This window comes from Novosphingobium sp., assembly GCF_049240505.1.
In the GTDB taxonomy this organism is placed as follows: Bacteria; Pseudomonadota; Alphaproteobacteria; order Sphingomonadales; family Sphingomonadaceae; genus Novosphingobium.
The window spans coordinates 5,460-22,263 of sequence record NZ_JBMLSM010000093.1 but is presented as its reverse complement, the minus strand read 5'-3'; the positions used below and the strand labels follow the sequence as shown (position 1 = coordinate 22,263).

At 63.7% G+C, this 16,804-nt stretch carries 15 protein-coding genes and 2 pseudogenes; 8 read left to right on the top strand and 9 right to left on the bottom strand.

Going from position 1 to position 16,804, the window contains the following annotated elements; all coding sequences use genetic code 11:
• Positions 1-19: 19 nt before the first annotated feature.
• Together ACOVQ0_RS07835 and ACOVQ0_RS07830 are read left to right on the top strand one after the other, a co-directional pair.
• Entirely contained in the window at positions 20-1,378 is a 1,359-nt protein-coding gene (locus ACOVQ0_RS07835; protein ID WP_421882509.1) for a PQQ-binding-like beta-propeller repeat protein, read from the top strand.
• A gap of 42 nt (positions 1,379-1,420) precedes the next feature.
• Positions 1,421-2,755, top strand: a complete 1,335-nt coding sequence (locus ACOVQ0_RS07830) for a methyltransferase family protein (protein ID WP_421882506.1) — start codon at positions 1,421-1,423, stop codon at positions 2,753-2,755.
• A 3-nt stretch (positions 2,756-2,758) separates the two neighbouring features.
• Here ACOVQ0_RS07830 and ACOVQ0_RS07825 read toward each other — a convergent pair whose 3' ends face one another.
• The 3 genes from ACOVQ0_RS07825 to ACOVQ0_RS07815 all read right to left on the bottom strand — a co-directional run bounded on the left by ACOVQ0_RS07825 (position 2,759) and on the right by ACOVQ0_RS07815 (position 5,358).
• Positions 2,759-3,058 carry a putative quinol monooxygenase gene (locus ACOVQ0_RS07825; protein ID WP_421882503.1) on the bottom strand — a complete coding sequence of 100 codons (300 nt, stop codon included), beginning with the start codon at positions 3,056-3,058 and terminating at the stop codon, positions 2,759-2,761.
• A gap of 93 nt (positions 3,059-3,151) precedes the next feature.
• Positions 3,152-4,525, bottom strand: a complete 1,374-nt coding sequence (locus ACOVQ0_RS07820) for a glutamate--cysteine ligase (protein ID WP_421882501.1) — start codon at positions 4,523-4,525, stop codon at positions 3,152-3,154.
• Positions 4,526-4,611: 86 nt separating this feature from the next.
• Complete coding sequence (locus ACOVQ0_RS07815; protein WP_421882498.1) at positions 4,612-5,358, bottom strand: 16S rRNA (uracil(1498)-N(3))-methyltransferase; 747 nt, start codon at positions 5,356-5,358, stop codon at positions 4,612-4,614.
• A 46-nt stretch (positions 5,359-5,404) separates the two neighbouring features.
• Between ACOVQ0_RS07815 and ubiA the strand changes: the two genes are divergently transcribed.
• On the top strand, positions 5,405-6,319 hold the full coding sequence (gene ubiA / locus ACOVQ0_RS07810) for a 4-hydroxybenzoate octaprenyltransferase (RefSeq protein ID WP_421882495.1): 915 nt from the start codon (positions 5,405-5,407) through the stop codon (positions 6,317-6,319).
• Here ubiA and ACOVQ0_RS07805 read toward each other — a convergent pair.
• On the bottom strand, positions 6,298-7,143 hold the full coding sequence (locus ACOVQ0_RS07805; RefSeq protein ID WP_421882492.1) for an arylamine N-acetyltransferase family protein: 846 nt from the start codon (positions 7,141-7,143) through the stop codon (positions 6,298-6,300). The two genes, ubiA and ACOVQ0_RS07805, sit on opposite strands and share 22 nt — an antisense overlap.
• The gene (locus ACOVQ0_RS07800; RefSeq protein ID WP_421882489.1) at positions 7,133-7,510 is read right to left on the bottom strand and encodes a VOC family protein; all 378 of its coding nucleotides are present in this window, start codon (positions 7,508-7,510) and stop codon (positions 7,133-7,135) included. The genes ACOVQ0_RS07805 and ACOVQ0_RS07800 overlap by 11 nt, the downstream gene beginning before the upstream one ends.
• A 107-nt stretch (positions 7,511-7,617) precedes the next feature.
• On the opposite strand from ACOVQ0_RS07800, the gene soxR reads away from it, so the two are divergent.
• A complete protein-coding gene (gene soxR / locus ACOVQ0_RS07795) occupies positions 7,618-8,058 on the top strand; it encodes a redox-sensitive transcriptional activator SoxR (RefSeq protein ID WP_421882486.1) in 441 nt (146 codons plus the stop codon).
• Here soxR and smc read toward each other — a convergent pair.
• Both smc and ACOVQ0_RS07785 read right to left on the bottom strand, forming a co-directional pair.
• On the bottom strand, positions 8,055-11,495 hold the full coding sequence (gene smc / locus ACOVQ0_RS07790; protein WP_421882484.1) for a chromosome segregation protein SMC: 3,441 nt from the start codon (positions 11,493-11,495) through the stop codon (positions 8,055-8,057). The genes soxR and smc overlap by 4 nt on opposite strands.
• Positions 11,496-11,525: 30 nt before the next feature.
• Positions 11,526-12,275: a thioredoxin domain-containing protein gene (locus ACOVQ0_RS07785; protein ID WP_421882481.1), complete on the bottom strand. Its 750-nt coding sequence runs from the start codon at positions 12,273-12,275 to the stop codon at positions 11,526-11,528.
• A gap of 274 nt (positions 12,276-12,549) precedes the next feature.
• Here ACOVQ0_RS07785 and ACOVQ0_RS07780 point away from each other — a divergent pair, with 274 nt between their 5' ends.
• Positions 12,550-12,861: a GIY-YIG nuclease family protein gene (locus ACOVQ0_RS07780; RefSeq protein ID WP_421882478.1), complete on the top strand. Its 312-nt coding sequence runs from the start codon at positions 12,550-12,552 to the stop codon at positions 12,859-12,861.
• 78 nt (positions 12,862-12,939) lie between these two features.
• Here the strand turns inward: ACOVQ0_RS07780 and ACOVQ0_RS07775 are convergent, their stop codons facing one another.
• A complete protein-coding gene (locus tag ACOVQ0_RS07775; RefSeq protein WP_421882476.1) occupies positions 12,940-13,644 on the bottom strand; it encodes a DsbA family protein in 705 nt (234 codons plus the stop codon).
• A complete protein-coding gene (locus ACOVQ0_RS07770) occupies positions 13,641-14,219 on the bottom strand; it encodes a DUF721 domain-containing protein (protein WP_421882473.1) in 579 nt (192 codons plus the stop codon). Before ACOVQ0_RS07770 ends, ACOVQ0_RS07775 begins: the two co-directional genes overlap by 4 nt.
• Before the next feature lie 29 nt (positions 14,220-14,248).
• On the opposite strand from ACOVQ0_RS07770, the pseudogene ACOVQ0_RS07765 reads away from it, so the two are divergent.
• From ACOVQ0_RS07765 to ACOVQ0_RS07755, 3 genes and pseudogenes are all read left to right on the top strand, one after another.
• Positions 14,249-15,294 (top strand): annotated as a pseudogene (locus ACOVQ0_RS07765) (A/G-specific adenine glycosylase).
• A gap of 2 nt (positions 15,295-15,296) precedes the next feature.
• Complete coding sequence (locus ACOVQ0_RS07760; RefSeq protein ID WP_421882470.1) at positions 15,297-16,592, top strand: serine hydrolase domain-containing protein; 1,296 nt, start codon at positions 15,297-15,299, stop codon at positions 16,590-16,592.
• A pseudogene (locus tag ACOVQ0_RS07755) lies at positions 16,589-16,804 on the top strand (NADH pyrophosphatase); the annotation flags it as partial. The gene ACOVQ0_RS07760 and the pseudogene ACOVQ0_RS07755, both read left to right, overlap by 4 nt.

Sequence of the window (16,804 nt, the reverse complement as noted above, 5' to 3'; positions counted from 1 at the left end):
TTCCAAGGATACCATGCCGATGAAGTCCGAAACCACACTCCGCCCCAGCTTCCGGCGCGCATCGCTGGCCAGCGTGCTGGTCCTTGCGCTCGCGCTGGGCGGTTGCGGTATCTTCGGCGGCAAGGACAAGGCCAAGACCACGCCCACCGTGGGCCAGCGTCAGCCGATCCTCTCCAAGATCGAAGCTGGCACCAAGGTTGATGATTCGATTGGCCTGATCACCGTCGTCCTTCCCGCGCCGGAAGTGAACGCCGATTTCCCGCAGGGCGGCGGCAATGCCAGCAAGTCCTACGGCCATGCCTTCATCGGCGATTCGCCGCAGCGTGCGTGGACGGCCAGTATTCGCGGTTCGTCCGCCACACAGCGCCTTGCCGCATCGCCCGTGGTCGGCGGGGGGAAGCTCTATGCGATGGACACCGAAGGCACCGTTCACGCCTTTGATGCCACCACCGGATCGCGTGCATGGGAAACTTCGGTCCGCGCGGAAAAAAGCAACGCAAGTTCCACTTTCGGCGGCGGTGCTTCGTTCGATGATGGCGTCGTCTACGTCACTAACGGCGTGGGCGAAGTTGCGGCGCTCGATGCGGCTAACGGCAGCATCAAATGGCGGGTAAAGCCCGCTGGTCCGCTGCGTGGTTCGCCCACCGTGGCCTTTGGGCAGGTCATGGTCATGACGCAGGACAACCAGATCGTCACGCTCAACGCTGCCGATGGCGCGGTGCTGTGGAACGAAAATGCGTCGGTTGGCCAGACCAACGTGTTCGGCGTCGCTTCGCCTGCCGCAGGGCAGGGCACCATCGTCGCGGGCTATTCCTCGGGTGAACTGGTTGCCTATCGTTATGAGAACGGTCGCCAGCTCTGGGCCGATGCGCTCGCGCGCACCAGCATTGCCACCTCGGTTTCGACGCTGACCGATATCGATGCCGATCCGATCATCGAGAATGGCCGGGTCTATGCGCTGGGGCAGGGCGGGCGCATGGCCGCTTACGAACTCGTCACGGGCCAGCGTATCTGGGAACTCAACCTTGCAGGAATTTCCACGCCCGCCATCGCAGGCGACTGGATCTTTGCGCTGACCGATGAAGCCAAGCTGCTGTGCATCGCCAAGTCCAACGGCAAGGTCCGCTGGATGACGCAGCTTCAGCGCTTCAAGAACGAGAAGAAAAAGAAGAACCCGATTCTCTGGACCGGCCCGGTTCTGGCAGGCAATCGCCTGTGGGTCGCCAATTCGCGCGGTGAAGTGATGACCGCTTCGATCACGGATGGCACCACCAGCGCCTTTACCGAACTCGGTTCGGGCGTCAGCCTTGCTCCGGTGATCGCCAACCAGACGCTCTACATCCTCGACGACGGCGGAAAGATCAGCGCTTTCCGCTGATCGCAAACGCTTTCCTAACCCTTGGGGCATAGGGATGTGCGCATGAGCGCGCGTCCATCCCTTCCGCCATCAGACGTCTCCGCAGGCGTCGGTCTTGCGGGTCTTGCAGGCCTGTTCTTCTGGGTCATGGTCTGCCGCTTCTGGCCGCAGATCGTCGATACCTTCGGCTTTGCTGCCCCGCACGAGGTCATGGACGGTCCCGGCGCCGCGATGATGGCGCTGCTCTTTTCCGGCACCGGCATGGTCGGCTGGTCCTTGTTGGTGGACAAGGTGCACCTGCGCCCGTCGACCGGCATCAACTGGACCACCCCGCGCCCCATCCGCGAAATTCTCGATATTTCGATGACCAAGATCGCCGGGCTGTGGGCCACGTGGGCCGTGATCGGCTTCGCCTATTGCCTCGGTCGCTGGTACTGGCGCGGGCAATATGTCTTTGCGATGGACGTGCTGGAAACGGTCGTCCCGTTCCTGTTCCTTGGTGCGGTGCCTTATGTGATCTGGCTCGATCGCGTGCTGGTGAACCCGCGCGACGCCTCATGGCATTTCGGCGCGATGCTCATCGGACGCGAACCGTGGGAGGCCGAAGAGGTCAAACGGCATGCCCTTTCATGGCTGGTCAAAGGCTTCTTCTGCGCCTTCATGATCTCCATCGTGCCCGGCGGCTTCGGCGCGGTGGTGCGCTTTGACTGGAGTCACGCTCTCCACGATCCCGTAGAGTTCGCCACGCTGCTGATCGAAACGATGTTCATGATCGACGTGCAGATCGCGATGGTCGGTTATCTCGTGACGATGAAACCGCTCGATGCACAGATCCGCACGGCCAACCCGCATCTTGCGGCATGGGTCGCTGCGCTGATCTGCTACCCGCCGTTCATCCTGATGGGCGGCGGCGGCGTGCTGGATTACCACTGGAACGGCGCGGAATGGCCGCATTGGCTCGAAGGGCACACTACCCTGTTATGGATATGGGCCGTTGCGCTGGTGTTCCTCACCGGCATCTATGCCTGGGCTACAGTCGCGTTTGGCCTGCGCTTCTCGAACCTGACCTATCGCGGCGTGCTGACGAACGGCCCCTACCGCTTCACGCGCCACCCGGCCTATCTGTCAAAGAACGCCTACTGGTGGCTCGCCGGCTTGCCGTTCCTGACGACCAGCCATTCATGGGTCGATGCAATCCGCAACACCGCGCTTCTGGCGATGGTCAGCGGCGTCTATTATTGGCGCGCACGGACCGAAGAAAAGCACCTTCTCGCCGAAGATGCCAAGTACCGCGAATACCACGCATGGATGGCGCAGCACGGCCCGATCACCAGCGTCTTGCGCAAGCTCACTCGCGCGATCACACCCAAAAGGCCGGTTGCTCAGCCCGCAGAGTAAGCGTCAGACTTCGACGCCCTCGTCGCTCTCGAACATGCGGATGCGGCGGTCATGCAGGCCCAGCGTCGCGCGTTCTTCTGCCCACACCTTCATGTGCGGAGCGCCGAAATGCGCTTGGAGCGCAGCCCTGTCGCGCCACTTTTCGGCAATGTGGATCAGTTCGGGATCAAGCACATCCTGCCCATAGGCATACTGGATGCAGCCATCCTCGGCCAGTGTTGCCGCAATGACCTTTGCCATCATGGGCCGGATTGCTTCGATATTCTCCGCCGGAACGCGGACCGTGCCCATCACGATGATCATGGCTGCAAATCTCCTTCTGCCCCGGCGTGATGGCAGTGCGTCAGTCTGACCGCAAATCCACAATGCGGAACGCTTTCGTCCCGCGCGGCGGGATCAGAAGCTTTTCTCACCATAGACCTGCGAAAGATCGCCGCCCCAAACGCCGTTATAAAGGCCCAGCAACCGTTCTGCCGGAGTCTTGCCGGTGGAAATGATCTCGTCGAGCGGCTGGAGATAGCCCGTCTCATTGTCGCCCGCCTCGTTCAGCATAGCGCGTGCCGAAAGCCCGCCGCGTGCAATCGCCAGCACTTCTGCCGCGATATCGCGCAACTTGCCACCACCGGGCAACGCAGCATCCAGCCCCAGCTTCGGCACTTCGGCGCGCAGCTTCTCGCGCCCTTCCATGTCCCAGCCCTTGACCAGATCCCACGCCGCATCCAGCGCGGTCTGGTCATAGAGCAGGCCCACCCAAAGCGCGGGCAGCGCGCAAATGCGGCTCCACGGCCCGCCATCGGCGCCCCGCATCTCAAGGAACGATTTCAGCCGCACTTCGGGGAAGGCGGTGGAGAGGTGGTCCACCCAGTCCGATGCCGTCGGCTTCTCGCCGGGCAGCACCGACAGCTTGCCATCCAGGAAATCGCGGAACGAAAGCCCCGAAGCGTCGATGTATTTGCCATCGCGGAACACGAAATACATCGGCACGTCGAGCATGTAATCGACATAGCGTTCGTAGCCGAAACCCTCATCGAACACGAACGAGAGCATCCCCGTGCGCGCCGGATCGGTATCGGTCCAGATGTGGCTGCGATACGATAGAAACCCGTTCGGCTTGCCTTCAAGGAACGGTGAATTGGCAAACAGCGCCGTCGCCAGCGGCTGCAGCGCAAGACTCGTGCGGAACTTCTGCACCATGTCCGCCTCGCTCGAATAATCGAGGTTGGTCTGGATCGTGCAGGTCCGCAGCATCATGTCCAGGCCCATCGATCCCACGCGCGGCATGTGCCGCAGCATGATGTCGTAGCGCCCCTTGGGCATGATCGGCAGTTCTTCGCGGGTCTTGTCGGGCCACAGGCCAAGGCCAAGATAGGCCAGCCCCAACTTGTCGCCGATGGATTTGACCTGCGCCAGATGTCGCCCGGTTTCCGCACAGGTCTGGTGCAGGTTTTCCAGCGGCGCGCCTGAAAGTTCCAGCTGCCCGGCAGGTTCAAGGCTCACCGTGCCGTCCGGCCCGGCCATCGCGATGACGTTGCCGCCCTCCATGATTGGCTCCCAACCATATTCGGTCAGCGCCATCAGCAGATCACGGATGCCGCCCGGCTCGCCATAGGACGGCGCACGCCGATCTTCGGTGCGATAGACGAACTTTTCGTGTTCGGTGCCGATCCGCCACGCAGACTTGGGCTTTTCGCCCTTCTGCATGGGGGCCACGAGCATGTCGCGGCTTTCGATGATGGGATCGTTGCGATCTGAAACTTGCCGCGTGCTCATGCGCGCCGAGTTAATGTGCCAGACAGCTTTATACCAGTGTTATTCGTGAGAACCTTTGTTGCAAATCAGACCGGAATCGCGCCTGCTCAAATCCAGTCGCCGTTCAGCCCCATCCACAGCGCCATTCCAGCGATCGCAGCCGTTTCGCCACGCAGGATACGCGGTCCCAGTGCAATCGCCACCGCTGCCGGATGCGTCCGGATTGCGGCTCGCTCCGCCTCGTCAAAGCCGCCTTCCGGCCCCACCAGCAACGCCGCCGCCCCTTTCTGTGCGGCAAAGGCCTCCGCCACCGGCGTCCCGCCATTCTCGTCAGCAAAGAACAGTGCGCGCCCCTGGGGCCAATCGCGCAGCAAGGCCTCCAGCTTCACCGTTTCGCCCAGCGCGGGCAGAGCGGTGCGAGCGCATTGCTCTGCTGCTTCGACCATGATGGTCCGCGCGCGTTCGGGATTCAGCTTGTCTGCCACGCAGCGCCGCGTCACCACCGGCACCACGCGGCCCGCGCCCAATTCGGTGGCCTTTTCCAGCACCAGATCGAAGTTCGGCTTCTTCAACAGCGCGGCGCAAAGCCAGAAGTCGGGCACGTCCTCGCGCGCCCGCAACAACCGCTCCACCTCCAGCATGACCGTGCGCTTGCCCGCCTCGGTCACGCGAGCCAGCCATTCGCCCGTCACGTTGTCGCACAGGATCACCGCATCGCCGGGGGTCACGCGCATGACTTTGCCCAGATAATGCGCCTGCCCTCCTTCGATTTCCACGCGCAGCCCATCCGACAGCGGCATTTCAACGAAAAGGCGAGGGGCCGACTTTGGCGGCCATGCGGGCGTTGCAGGCATGATTTGGCCCCTAGCGCAATTTGCCCCGCGCGGTAAGGCTTCTGCCATGATCGACACAGCGCCCGCGCAAATCGTCCCCGACAGCGAGCACAAGGGCCTTGTCGCCCGCCTGCCGCAACCGTGGCGCAACTTCGCGCTGCTGGCGCGGTTTGACCGTCCCATCGGCTGGTGGCTGCTGTTCTGGCCTTGCGCGTGGGGCCTGTTCCTTGGCGGCGGAACCTCGCGCTGGGCCATCCTCGCATGGATGCTCCTGGGGGCCATCGCCATGCGCGGCGCAGGCTGCGTCTATAACGATATCGTCGATGCCGATCTTGACGCACGCGTTGCCCGCACCGCGCTGCGTCCCATCGCCAGCGGTGCGGTTACCAAGCGCGCTGCATGGGGCTGGCTGCTGACGCTTTGTGCAGTCGGCCTTATCGTGCTGTTACAACTGCGCTGGGAAGCCCAACTCGTTGCGTTGGGCAGTCTCGCACTCGTCGCTGCCTATCCTTTCATGAAGCGCATTACCGGCTGGCCTCAGGCGTGGCTGGGCCTCGTCTTCACATGGGGCGCGCCGGTCGGCTGGGTTGAGGCGACAGGCTTTGAACGCCTTGCCCCTCTGGCCGCGCTCTACGCCGGATGCTGGGCGTGGTGCATGGCCTATGACACGATCTACGCCTTGCAGGATCGTGAGGACGACGCCCTTGTTGGCATCGGTTCCTCCGCCTTGTCTTTCGGGAAGCATGTCAGGGTCGGCGTCGCGGCGCTTTATGCTCTGGCACTGGCGGGGTGGGCCGGGGCGATCTGGCTTGCCCGGCCCGATCCGCTGGCGCTTCTGGCTCTGCTTCCGGTGGCGCTGCACCTCGTCTGGCAAGTCGCCACGCTCAAGGAAGATGGCGTCGATCCGCTCACCAAATTCCGCTCGAACCGCACGGCGGGGCTGCTGATGGCCGCCGCGTGCTACGTTGTCGGAGCTGCTTGAGCGCCAAACAGGGCTTCATGCCGCGCGCAGATTGCAGGCCATAGCGTAGCCGCTTCGGGCACGTTCAGCCCGAACAGGTCGCGCAGCATATCCACCAGTTCACCCGCCGAACCCACTTCGCGCCGCACTTCGCCCTGCGCCGCCACTTCGGAAAGCACTTTGCCGCGCAGCGCCAGATAGCGTTCGCCTGCCCGCCGCTGCACCGCCAGATTCTGCACAAAGACCGAAGCGGGATCGCTGCATTGCCAATCACATAGCGCCGAAAGCTGCCCCTCTTCCGCAGGTTGCGCGCGGAAGTCATAAGACATGGCACTGTTTCCCTGTCCCACGGTAATGCGCCAGTATCCGTCTTCGATTGTCCCAAGACTGATCGGGAAGGGCGGCTGCATCCACGTTCCTTCCTCCAGCGGCACCGACGCCTCCAGCCAACTCCCGAACCCGACATCCACCAGCCTCGGTCCGTCGCTTTCCACCAGCAGGCACAGATGCGTCCCCATCGCCGCGTCGCCGCGCACCTGCCGCATCACGCCCGCGCTCATGCGCATAACGTCGAACCCGATCGCCGCCAGCGCTGCAGCCAGCACGCCGTTGTGTTCGTAACACCACCCGCCACGCCGCGCTTCCACCAGCTTGGCAAAGGCGGCGGCGGGATCGATGGTCAGACGCTGGCCCATCTGCACGTCGATGTTCTCGAACGCGATAGCCCGCACATGCGCACGGGCGATGCCGTCCAGCGTTTGCAGATCGCGGCGCGGCGTTTCGCTGAAACCGATCCGCGCCAGATAGGCGTCAAGCTGCGCCTGCGTCAGCGGTTCAACCGCCATAGCTCACCACCTCGAATTCGATGCCGTCCCAGTCATAGAAATAGAACCGACGACCCGGCGCGTAATCCGCGTGGTTGAATGGCTCCAGTCCCGCTGCGATCACGGTCTGCTCGGCGGTATCCAGATCGTCAACCTCCACACCGATGTGCTGCAATGGCACGCCTTTCTCGAAGCGTTCGGTGGACCCGCCGGGCGGGGCGTAGAACACCAGATATTGCGCGTCATTGCCCAGATGAATCGAAAAGCCATCGTCAATGGCAGGCCCCCGCCAGCGTTCGTGCCATCCGCACAGACTGGTGAAAAAGGCGGCAGAGCGTTCAGGATCGCTCACGCGGATGTTGACGTGTTCGAGGCGGGCTGCGGGCATCAATCAGGTCCTTTTCGGCTGAATTTGCGAATCGATGCTTGCGAACATGCAACCTCAAGCTAACTTGAGATCAAGCCAAATCGGTCGCAGCCTGAAAGAGAGTGCCCATGCACCGCAACGATCTGATCCCCATCGGCGCGCTTGCACGCCGCACTGGCCTCGCCGTTTCCGCGATCCGCTATTACGAAGATCGCGGCCTCGTTACCTCGATCCGCACCGGCGGCAACCAGCGCCGGTTTCTTCGGTCAGACATCCGGCGGCTCAGTTTCGTGCAGATCGCGCAGAAACTGGGGCTGGGCTTGGCAGAGATCGAACGCGAACTCGCCGCTCTGCCGCAAGGCCGCACGCCCAACGTGATGGACTGGCAAAAGATCAGCCGCTCGCTCCGCAAGGAAATCGACAGCCGCATTCAGTTGCTGACCCGCACCCGCAACAAGCTCGACGAATGCATCGGCTGCGGCTGCCTCAGCCTGGAACGCTGCGCGCTTTACAACAAGGAAGATCGCGCGGCAGCGGGCGGGCCGGGGCCGAGGTATGTGCTGGATTAACCTGCTGTCTCAAGCAGTTCCACAGCACCGCCAAGATCTACACTGACGAGGCGGGAGACGCCGCGTTCAACCATCGTCACGCCGAACAGGCGGTGCATCCGGCTCATCGTGACCGCGTTGTGGGTGACGATGAGATAGCGGGTGCGGGTTTCGGCGGCCATCGCGTCGAGCAGGTCGCAGAAGCGTTCGATGTTGGCGTCGTCCAATGGGGCGTCCACTTCGTCGAGGACGCATATTGGGGCGGGGTTGGTTAGGAAGAGGGCGAAGATCAACGCTACTGCTGTCAACGCCTGTTCGCCGCCGGACAGAAGAGTCAACGATTGCAGCCGTTTGCCGGGCGGTTGTGCGAAGATTTCGAGGCCCGCTTCCAGCGGATCGTCGCTGTCCACCAGCGCGAGATGCGCCTCACCGCCGCCGAAGAGGCGGGCGAAGAGGCGGCGGAAGTGGCCGTCGACGGCTTCGAATGCGGCGCGCAGCCGTTCGCGCCCCTCCCGGTTGAGGCTACCGATCGATCCTCTAAGCCTATGAACAGCCTCGGTAAGTTCGGCCTGCTCGGCAACGGATGTGCCGTGGCGTTCCTCAGCCTCCGCCAATTCGTCAGCGGCGACGAGGTTGACCGGTCCGATGCGTTCGCGTTCCGCTGTCAGCCGGTCCATCGCGGCGGATTCCTCCCCGGCGCTGGCGACTTCGGCGGAATTGAAGCCGAAGCGTTCGGGCAGGAGCGGGGGTGGGCACTGGAACCTTTCTCCTGAGATTCCAGCCATTTCCTGCCGCCGCGCGTCCTCGTTCTCGGCGCGGGCGACGGCGCCGGCGCGGGATTCTCGGGCGGTGGCGAGGGTTTCGTTGGCGAGGGAGAGGGCGCTATCTGATTGTTTTGAGGCGATTTCTGCTGTGGTCAGCGCCGTTTCAGCAGCCGTGAGATCGGTGGCAAGGCGGGCGCGGATGCTTTCGCCTTGCTCGATCTCCGTGATCAAACCCTTTGGTTTTGCTGCAGAAATTGCGCGTTCGGCGTCAAGTTCCTCACGCCGTCCGGTCATTTCCGCGAGGCGCTTGGCGGCATCGCCAGCGCGGGCCTGCCATGCGCGGATGTCGCCACGGATGCCCGCAAGTCGTTCTTTTCCAACGGCAATCTGCTGGTCGAGCGAGGCCGCTGCGGCTGTCGTCGATTGCAGGGCGCTGCGGGCGGCATCGTTGCGGGCGCGGGCGGCTGCGAGCGTGGCGCGGCCTGCTTCGGGGTCTGGCAGCGCGCTGCGCCTGTCCTCAGCGGCGGAAACTTCGGTCTGCGCCGCTTGGCGTTGGTCTGCAAGGTCTGCTTGAGTCCTTGAAATTTCGGCCTTTCTTTGATCGAGGCGTGCCCGTGCCGCCTCTGCCGCATCCAAAGCACGCAGCGCCGCACGCTCGGAATCCGACGCTTCCGTGATGGATTTCTGAACTGCACCTAGATGCACAGAGACGGCACCTAGACGCTCCTGCACGCCTTCAAGCGCGCTTTGCGCGGCGCTGACAGCCTCTTTGCGTGCAGGCAGAATTGCCTGCAATTCCGTCAGACGATTTTCGGCTTCCAAAGCTGCCGCTTCAGCCGCGCCTTCGCCGCGTGCGACAAACCCATCCCACCTTCTGAGCCGTCCAACTTTGGTGACCAACCATTCGCCGGGCTGAAGGATTTGTCCATCATCGCTGTCGCTCACGCGCACGAGTGCAAGGCGGGCGGCAAGTTCGGGCGGGCACTGCGGCAGGCGGTGAGCAAGCGAATCCGCCAGTGGTTCGGGGGCGTTCGCTCCGGTCCAGAAGCGACCTTCGGCCTCTGCCGGGGCAGGTCCGACCGGGGCGCTGGCGTCGCGGCCCAACACGGCGGCGAGCGCGCGTTCATAGCCCGGCGCGGCGCGGGTTCCGGCGATGGCGGATTGGCCCAAACCTTTGGCAAGGCGGGCTTTCTCACGCGCGGCCTTGTCACGCGCAAGAGCATCGGCCTCGCGCTCTATGCCGGAAAGGTCGGCGCGGGCCTGAGCAAGCGCGTTGCTGGCGGCATCGCGCTCTGCCGAAAGCGATTCTCGCTGGGCCGTCAGGGTGGCGCGCTGCGTTTCGGCAGCTTCGATAGCGGCAGCAGCTTGCGCCCGTTTTGCTTCTGCGTCAGCGATTTGCGCGGCGGGATCGGCCTCGCGCGCCAACGCTTCGGCCTGCTGGGCGATCCGCGTTGCATCGGCGTCGAGCCGAGCAAGGCGCTGGCGGGCGGCGGCAACGGCGGCTTCGGCAACGCGCCATTCGGCATCGATCCCGGCCTGTTCCGCCACGCGCTGCGCCAAGGCGACTTCGGCGGCGCGGGCGGCGCGGTCGGCGTCGTCGGCAGCGGCGGCGAGAACCGGGCGGCGGGCCGTGTCTTCTGCCAGTAGGCATTCTGCGGCCGTCAGATCCTGATCGAGCTTTGCCATTGCAGCGACAGCGTCTTCGGTCAGCTTGTCGGCACTGGCGCGGTCCTGTTCGATCCGCGCAAGCTGGCGGTCGATGTCAGACACGCGCTGTTCGGCGGCTTCCAACTGCGCGGTGAGTGCCGCCAAGCGCTGGCCGTGCGCGGCGGCATCCTGCCTGCGGTCGAACAGTTCGTCGCGCGCCTCTGCCAGCGTGGCGGCTGCCTTGTGCTGCGCGGCCTGTGCCTGATTGGCGAGGAGGGCAGCGGCTTTTACCGCATCTTCCGCTGCCGTGGCCTGCTTGCGCGCAGCGTCTGCTGCTGCGGCGGCATCGCGCCAGCGGGCAAAGACGAGACGGGCTTCGGAAAGGCGGATTTTTTCGCTGACCGCCTTGTAGCGTTCGGCGGCTCTCGCCTGCCGTCTAAGTGTGGTGATCTGGCCTTCGAGGCCGGAAAGCAGGTCTTCCAGCCTTCCAAGATTGGTTTCGGTGGCGCGGAGTTTCTGTTCCGCATCGCGGCGGCGGACGTGGAGGCCAGCGATTCCGGCAGCCTCTTCGAGCATCATGCGACGTTCGGTAGGCTTGGCGGCAATGACAGCGGCAATGCGGCCTTGGCTGACCAGCGCCGGGCTGTGCGCGCCGGTGGCGGCATCGGCGAACACCAGCGCCACGTCCTTGGCCCGCACGTCCTTGCCATTGACGCGATACGCGCTGCCCGCCCCGCGTTCTATGCGGCGGACGACTTCGAGTTCGGCACCGAACGGCCCGTCAGGGTCGGTTTCGGCGGTGAGCATCACTTCGGCAAAGGCGCGGGCAGGCCGCGTGGCGGTGCCTGCGAAGATCACGTCTTCCATCCCGCCACCGCGCATCGACTTGGCCGAGCTTTCGCCCATGACCCAGCGGATCGCTTCGAGCAGGTTGGATTTGCCGCAGCCGTTGGGGCCGACGACGCCGGTCAGGCCGGGTTCGATGCGCAGTTCGGCAGGCTCGACAAAGCTCTTGAAACCGGAAAGTTTCAAGCGTTTGAAGTGCACTGCCTACGCCCCCCGGCCGCTACGCCTGCCTTAGCGTGCGCCCGCCTTCTGCAACATGGGCTCCAGTTCCTGCCAACTGGCAACGCCCGTCTTGTTGCCGTTGATGAAGAACGTGGGAGTGCCGGTGATGTCGAACTCCTTGCTCCACTTTTCGTTCGCTTCGGCCAGTTTGGTCGCCTTTGCGGTATCGGCAAGGCAGGTGGCTCCTTGCGTGGCGGCAACCCCGCGTGAGGCGAAAAATTCGCTCATGCCGGAAACCTGCGCAATGCCGCCGAAGCGCTTTTCCGGCGGCAATGCCGAAACCTGTTCGAGCGCGGCGTTGTTCGCCTGAAGATTGGTGAACATCTGCGGCTGCCAGCCCCAGAACTGTTCGGCCAGCGGAATCACCGCTTCGGGCGCGCCGCAGGTAGCGAGAAGGACGGAAGGCATATCGAGAGCATTCAGGAGGAACAGGCGCAATTCATAGGAGACGCGGCCCGACGCGATGTAATCGTCGCGCAGCTTGGGGAAGCCCTTTTCCGAAAACTCCGCGCAGTGCGAACAGGACAGTGCGCCGAATTCCATCAGCTTGATCGGTGCATCCGGGTTGCCCATCACGTATCCGCCATCGGCATTGACCGAGAAGGTTTCGGCCCACGATTTGCCTGCGGGGGCGGGAATCTTGGCAATGGGTTCGCTGCTGGCGACTTCACCGGTGGCAGCTGCGTCCTTCTTGTCACACGCGGCGAGGCCGAGTGTGAGGGGCAGGGTGGCAAGCAGAAGAGCGCGGGCGAATTTCATCGTCTGTATGTTCCCGTTTCTGGCGGTTTGGAGCGGACGCTAGCGGATTGTCGGCGCGGTTTGAAGGGGTGTGGGGTGGGGGTTGTGGATGGTTTTTGGTGCGATGGTGGTGTGCGGTTAGCTCGGCTTGCGGGGATGATCCTTCGACAGGCTCAGGATGAGCGGTCGAAGTGGGTATAGGGAGACTGGGCAGACGGCAGGCAAGGTGCGATTCCACCAAATCCGCTCATCCTGAGCCTGTCGAAGGATGTATTCGTCGGCTAACCTCGCCGTCATGGCTTTCTACGCTTATTTGCTGCGTTGTCGTGATGGTTCGTTTTACGCAGGCCATACGGATGATCTTGAATTCCGCCTCGGTCAGCATCAGTCGGGAGCCTATGAAGGATACACATCAAAGCGTCGTCCGGTGACGCTGGCGTGGTGTGAAATGTTTGCCACGCGAGATGAGGCATTCGCCGCCGAGCGGAAAATCAAAGGTTGGAGCAGGGCCAAAAAAGAAGCGCTGATCGCGGGCGATTGGGATCGGATCCAGATATTGGCGCGAAATCGGCAGGCCCGAGATGACGCTTCGACAGGCTCAGGATGAGCGTCCTTCGACAGGCTCAGGATGAGCGTCCTTCGACAAGCTCAGGACGAGCGGGTTCTTGTGTCAGTTGGCTGAAGGTTACTTCGTTCGCGCCAGGATTTGCGGGCGTAGGGTGTCCCAGTTATGGGTGCCTGCCAGCAGCACGCCGTCAATCATGAAGCTGGGAGTGCCGGTAACGCCGAGTTTTTCGACCGCATCGTTGGTCTGCTGGGCCAGCTTGTTGGCCAGCGGTTCGTTGGCGAGGCAGCGATCGAGGGTCGGGCGGTCCACGCCCCTTGCGGCCATGAACTGATAGAACTTGAAGTCCGAGGCGATGGCGCGGGTGCGGGTGGCGAAGGGGCCGGTGGTCCAGCGCTGGCGCTGGGCGGCGGTTGAATTGGCAAGGGGGCCGATCCATTGGGGTTGCGCGCGCATGAAGGCGGTGTGCGTCTGAAAAAAGCGGTTGGCGGGCACGCAATTGGTGATCAGCGCCACGGTAACGTCAACCGGATCGCGCACGAAATTGCGCACTTCGACCGCGCCCTTGCCGGGGCCGACCATGCCGAGCTTCAACTGCCCTTCGGATTCCACTTCGAATGCCGAGCAGTGAGGGCAGGTGTAGCTTACGAACTGCACCAGACGCAGCGGGGCCTTGGGATTGCCGAGGACATGATAGCCTTCGGGCGTGACCGATGCTGCGACGGTCCAGTTGGTGCTGCCAGCGGGTCGTGTCGGCTTTGTTTGTCCTGTCAACGTAAGCAGGGCAACGGTGGCCAGAGCGGCAGTTGCGAGTTTGCGGTTCATCCGACTTTCTTCCCCCCGGTTGCACTGTCGAGACTGCGAGCGAGCGATTCAAGCACGGTGCGCAGTTCGGGATCGCCGATATCGCGCAACGAATCCCCCAGTTCCATTGGAATCGGCTTCAACGATGGCGGCGCGGCGCGCGTTGCTTCTTTGGGTTTGGGAGCCTGAACCGCGCCTTGCCGGATTTTGACTTTCGCCACGGCGTTATAACCGAAGAAGCGGTTCACCCGGTCCATGATTTCGGGGATCACATGCTGGATCAGCGGGGCGTGGGCCGGGCTGACCAGCAGTTGCAGGATGCCTTCGGACTTTTCGCCGGGGGGGAAGCGGATCGATTCGGGCATACAGTGCCGTGCGTTACGTTCGCCCACGATTTCGGGCCAGCGCGTGACGACGCTGGACTGCACGAAGCCGAAGCGGCGGAATGCGGTGCGACCGATGGCTGGCATCAGATCGGCGATCTGGCGCGCTTCGCCGCCGCGCGGGCGTTCAAAAGGTTTGAACGCGGGTTTTGCGGCAGGCTTTGCAACCTTGGCAGCTTTGGGTTTGTCCGCGTCCGAAGGGGTGGTTTTCATATCGCCTTGCGCCATGCCATAGGTGGGTGATGCAAGCCAGAGAGGATGCGGCAATCACATTCGATCCTGAAGCAATCGCGCCGCGTCTGCTCGATTGGTATGACGTTCATGCGCGGCGGTTGCCGTGGCGCGTGTTGCCGGGCGGGGAGGGTGCGGATCCTTACCGGGTCTGGCTTTCCGAAGTCATGCTGCAGCAGACCACGGTGGCGGCGGTGGGGCCGTATTTTGCGAAATTTCTGGAGCGCTGGCCGACGGTTGATCACTTGGCGGGGGCTGACGATGCCGATGTGATGGCGGCGTGGGCTGGGCTGGGATACTATGCGCGGGCGCGCAATCTGCTGGCCTGCGCGCGGGCCGTGGCGGAGATGGGCGGCGCGTTTCCCGATACGGAGGAAGCCTTGCGCGCGCTGCCGGGGCTTGGGGATTACACGGCGGCGGCGGTGGCGGCGATTGCCTTTGGGCGACGCGCCGTGGTGGTGGATGCCAATGTCGAGCGCGTGGTCGCGCGGCTGTTTGCGATTGATGAACCTTTGCCGGGTGGGAAGGCGGCGATCCGGCTTGCGGCGGGGCAGGTAACGCCTGACGAACGCGCGGGTGATTTTGCGCAGGCGATGATGGATCTGGGGGCGACGATCTGCACTGCGCAGAAAGCGGACACAACATGCACCGGGGGCTGGCCGAGGGCGCGCCGGAGCGTTTGCCGGTGAAGGCGGCGAAAAAGCCGAAGCCTGTGCGGCAGGGGCGGGCCTACTGGATCGAGCGCGATTGTGAAGTGCTGCTGGTGCGCAGGCCGGGGCGGGGAATGCTGGGCGGGATGCGTGCGCTGCCTGACGATGGCTGGTCGGCCAAGGGAGATGGGGCGGCACTGCTTGATGGAGAGTGGCGCGGTGCGGGGATTGTGCGGCATGGCTTCACGCATTTCGATCTTGAATTGCAATTGATGCTTTGCGTGTTGGCGGAAGCGACTAGTCTGCCGGATGGAGAATGGTGGCCGGTTGCCGAGATTGAGGCGGCCGGGCTGCCGACCGTGTTCGCCAAGGCGGCGCGGCTGGCGATTGCTGAGAGGATTGGCTGAAGATGCGGGATTTGGCGGTATCGCGCAGGGCGCTGCTGGGATCGTTCGGGGCGCTGGCGGGAACGGTACTGCTGCCGCGCATGGCATTTGCCAGCGCTGCGGCAGAAGCGCGTTTTCCGGCGGTGACGCGGATGCTGGATGGCTATGTCGGTTCAGGCAAGCTGCCGGGGATGATCGCGGCGCTGGGCTGGGGCGCGGGTGAGGCTCCGCTGGACGTTGCGCGGGGGAGCCTGGCCAAGGGTGAGGCGCCCCCGCTGGATATGGACAGCCTGTTCCGCATCTATTCGATGACCAAGCCGATCACTGGCATGGCGGCGATGATGCTGGTGGATGAAGGCAAGCTGCGGTTGGACCAGCCCATCGCCGATCTGCTGCCCGCGTTTGGCAAGATGATGGTGCAGGTGACGCCCGATGGTTCGATCACGGACTTGCGGCCTGCCAAGGCGCAGATCACGGTGCGGCACCTGCTGACGCACACGGCGGGGCTGGGCTATTCGATCATCCAGAAAGGACCCATCAGGGACGCCTATATCAACGCAGGGCTGGTGCCGGGGCAGGCGAGCCGGATGCCGCTGCCGGGGATGGATGCGCCCAAGCCGTTGAAGAGCCTTGCGGAATTTGCCGATGTGCTTGCCACGATGCCGCTGGTTCATGAGCCGGGGAGCGTGTGGAGCTATTCGGTGAGTCTGGACCTGCTGGGGCGGGTGATCGAGGTGGCTTCGGGCAAGCCTTTCGATTCCTTTCTGGCGGAGCGGGTGTTTGGTCCGAGCGGGATGACATCGACGTGGTTCCGCGTGCCGGAAAGCGAAGCTGGGCGGCTGACGACGAACTATGCAGCGGTGAGCGGGATGCTGCTGCCGGTCGATCCCGGCAAGACCTCGATCTATCTGGATCAACCGCCCTATCCGTTTGGCGGAGCGGGGCTGGTGTCTTCGCCGCGCGATTATGACCGGTTCCAGCGGATGCTGCTGGGCTTTGGTACGATCGATGGCAAGCAGGTGATGAGCGAGGCGGCGGTGCGGTTGGGCACGAGCAATCTGCTGCCTGTGGGGACCGACCTTTCCAAGGCCTTCATCAAGGGCAACGGCTTTGGCGCGGGCGGTTCAGTCGGGCTGGGCGAGGATGCGGGGACCTATGGCTGGGCAGGGGCTGCGGGCACGGTGGGCTTCGTGAACTTCCGGGTGGGGCTGCGCGCGGGGTGCTTTACGCAATACATGCCGTCCGATGCATATCCGGTGCACAAGGAATTCGCGCAGGCCGTTCTGGCTGATGTGACGGGCAAGAAGGCGGCGGCATGATGGATACGACAATAGCATTCGCAGGCGGCGGGCTGGACCGGGCCGACCATATCCGCGCCGACGTCGAAAAACTGGGCGTGCTGATGAACTGGCGCGCACGGTTGTTGAAGCTGGACGGGATCGACCCGGTGATCGCGCCCGATGGCGGGCTGGAATGGGGCACGCTGGCCGATGCGGACCCGGCGGCTGAACTGGTGTTCCTGGGGTTGAGC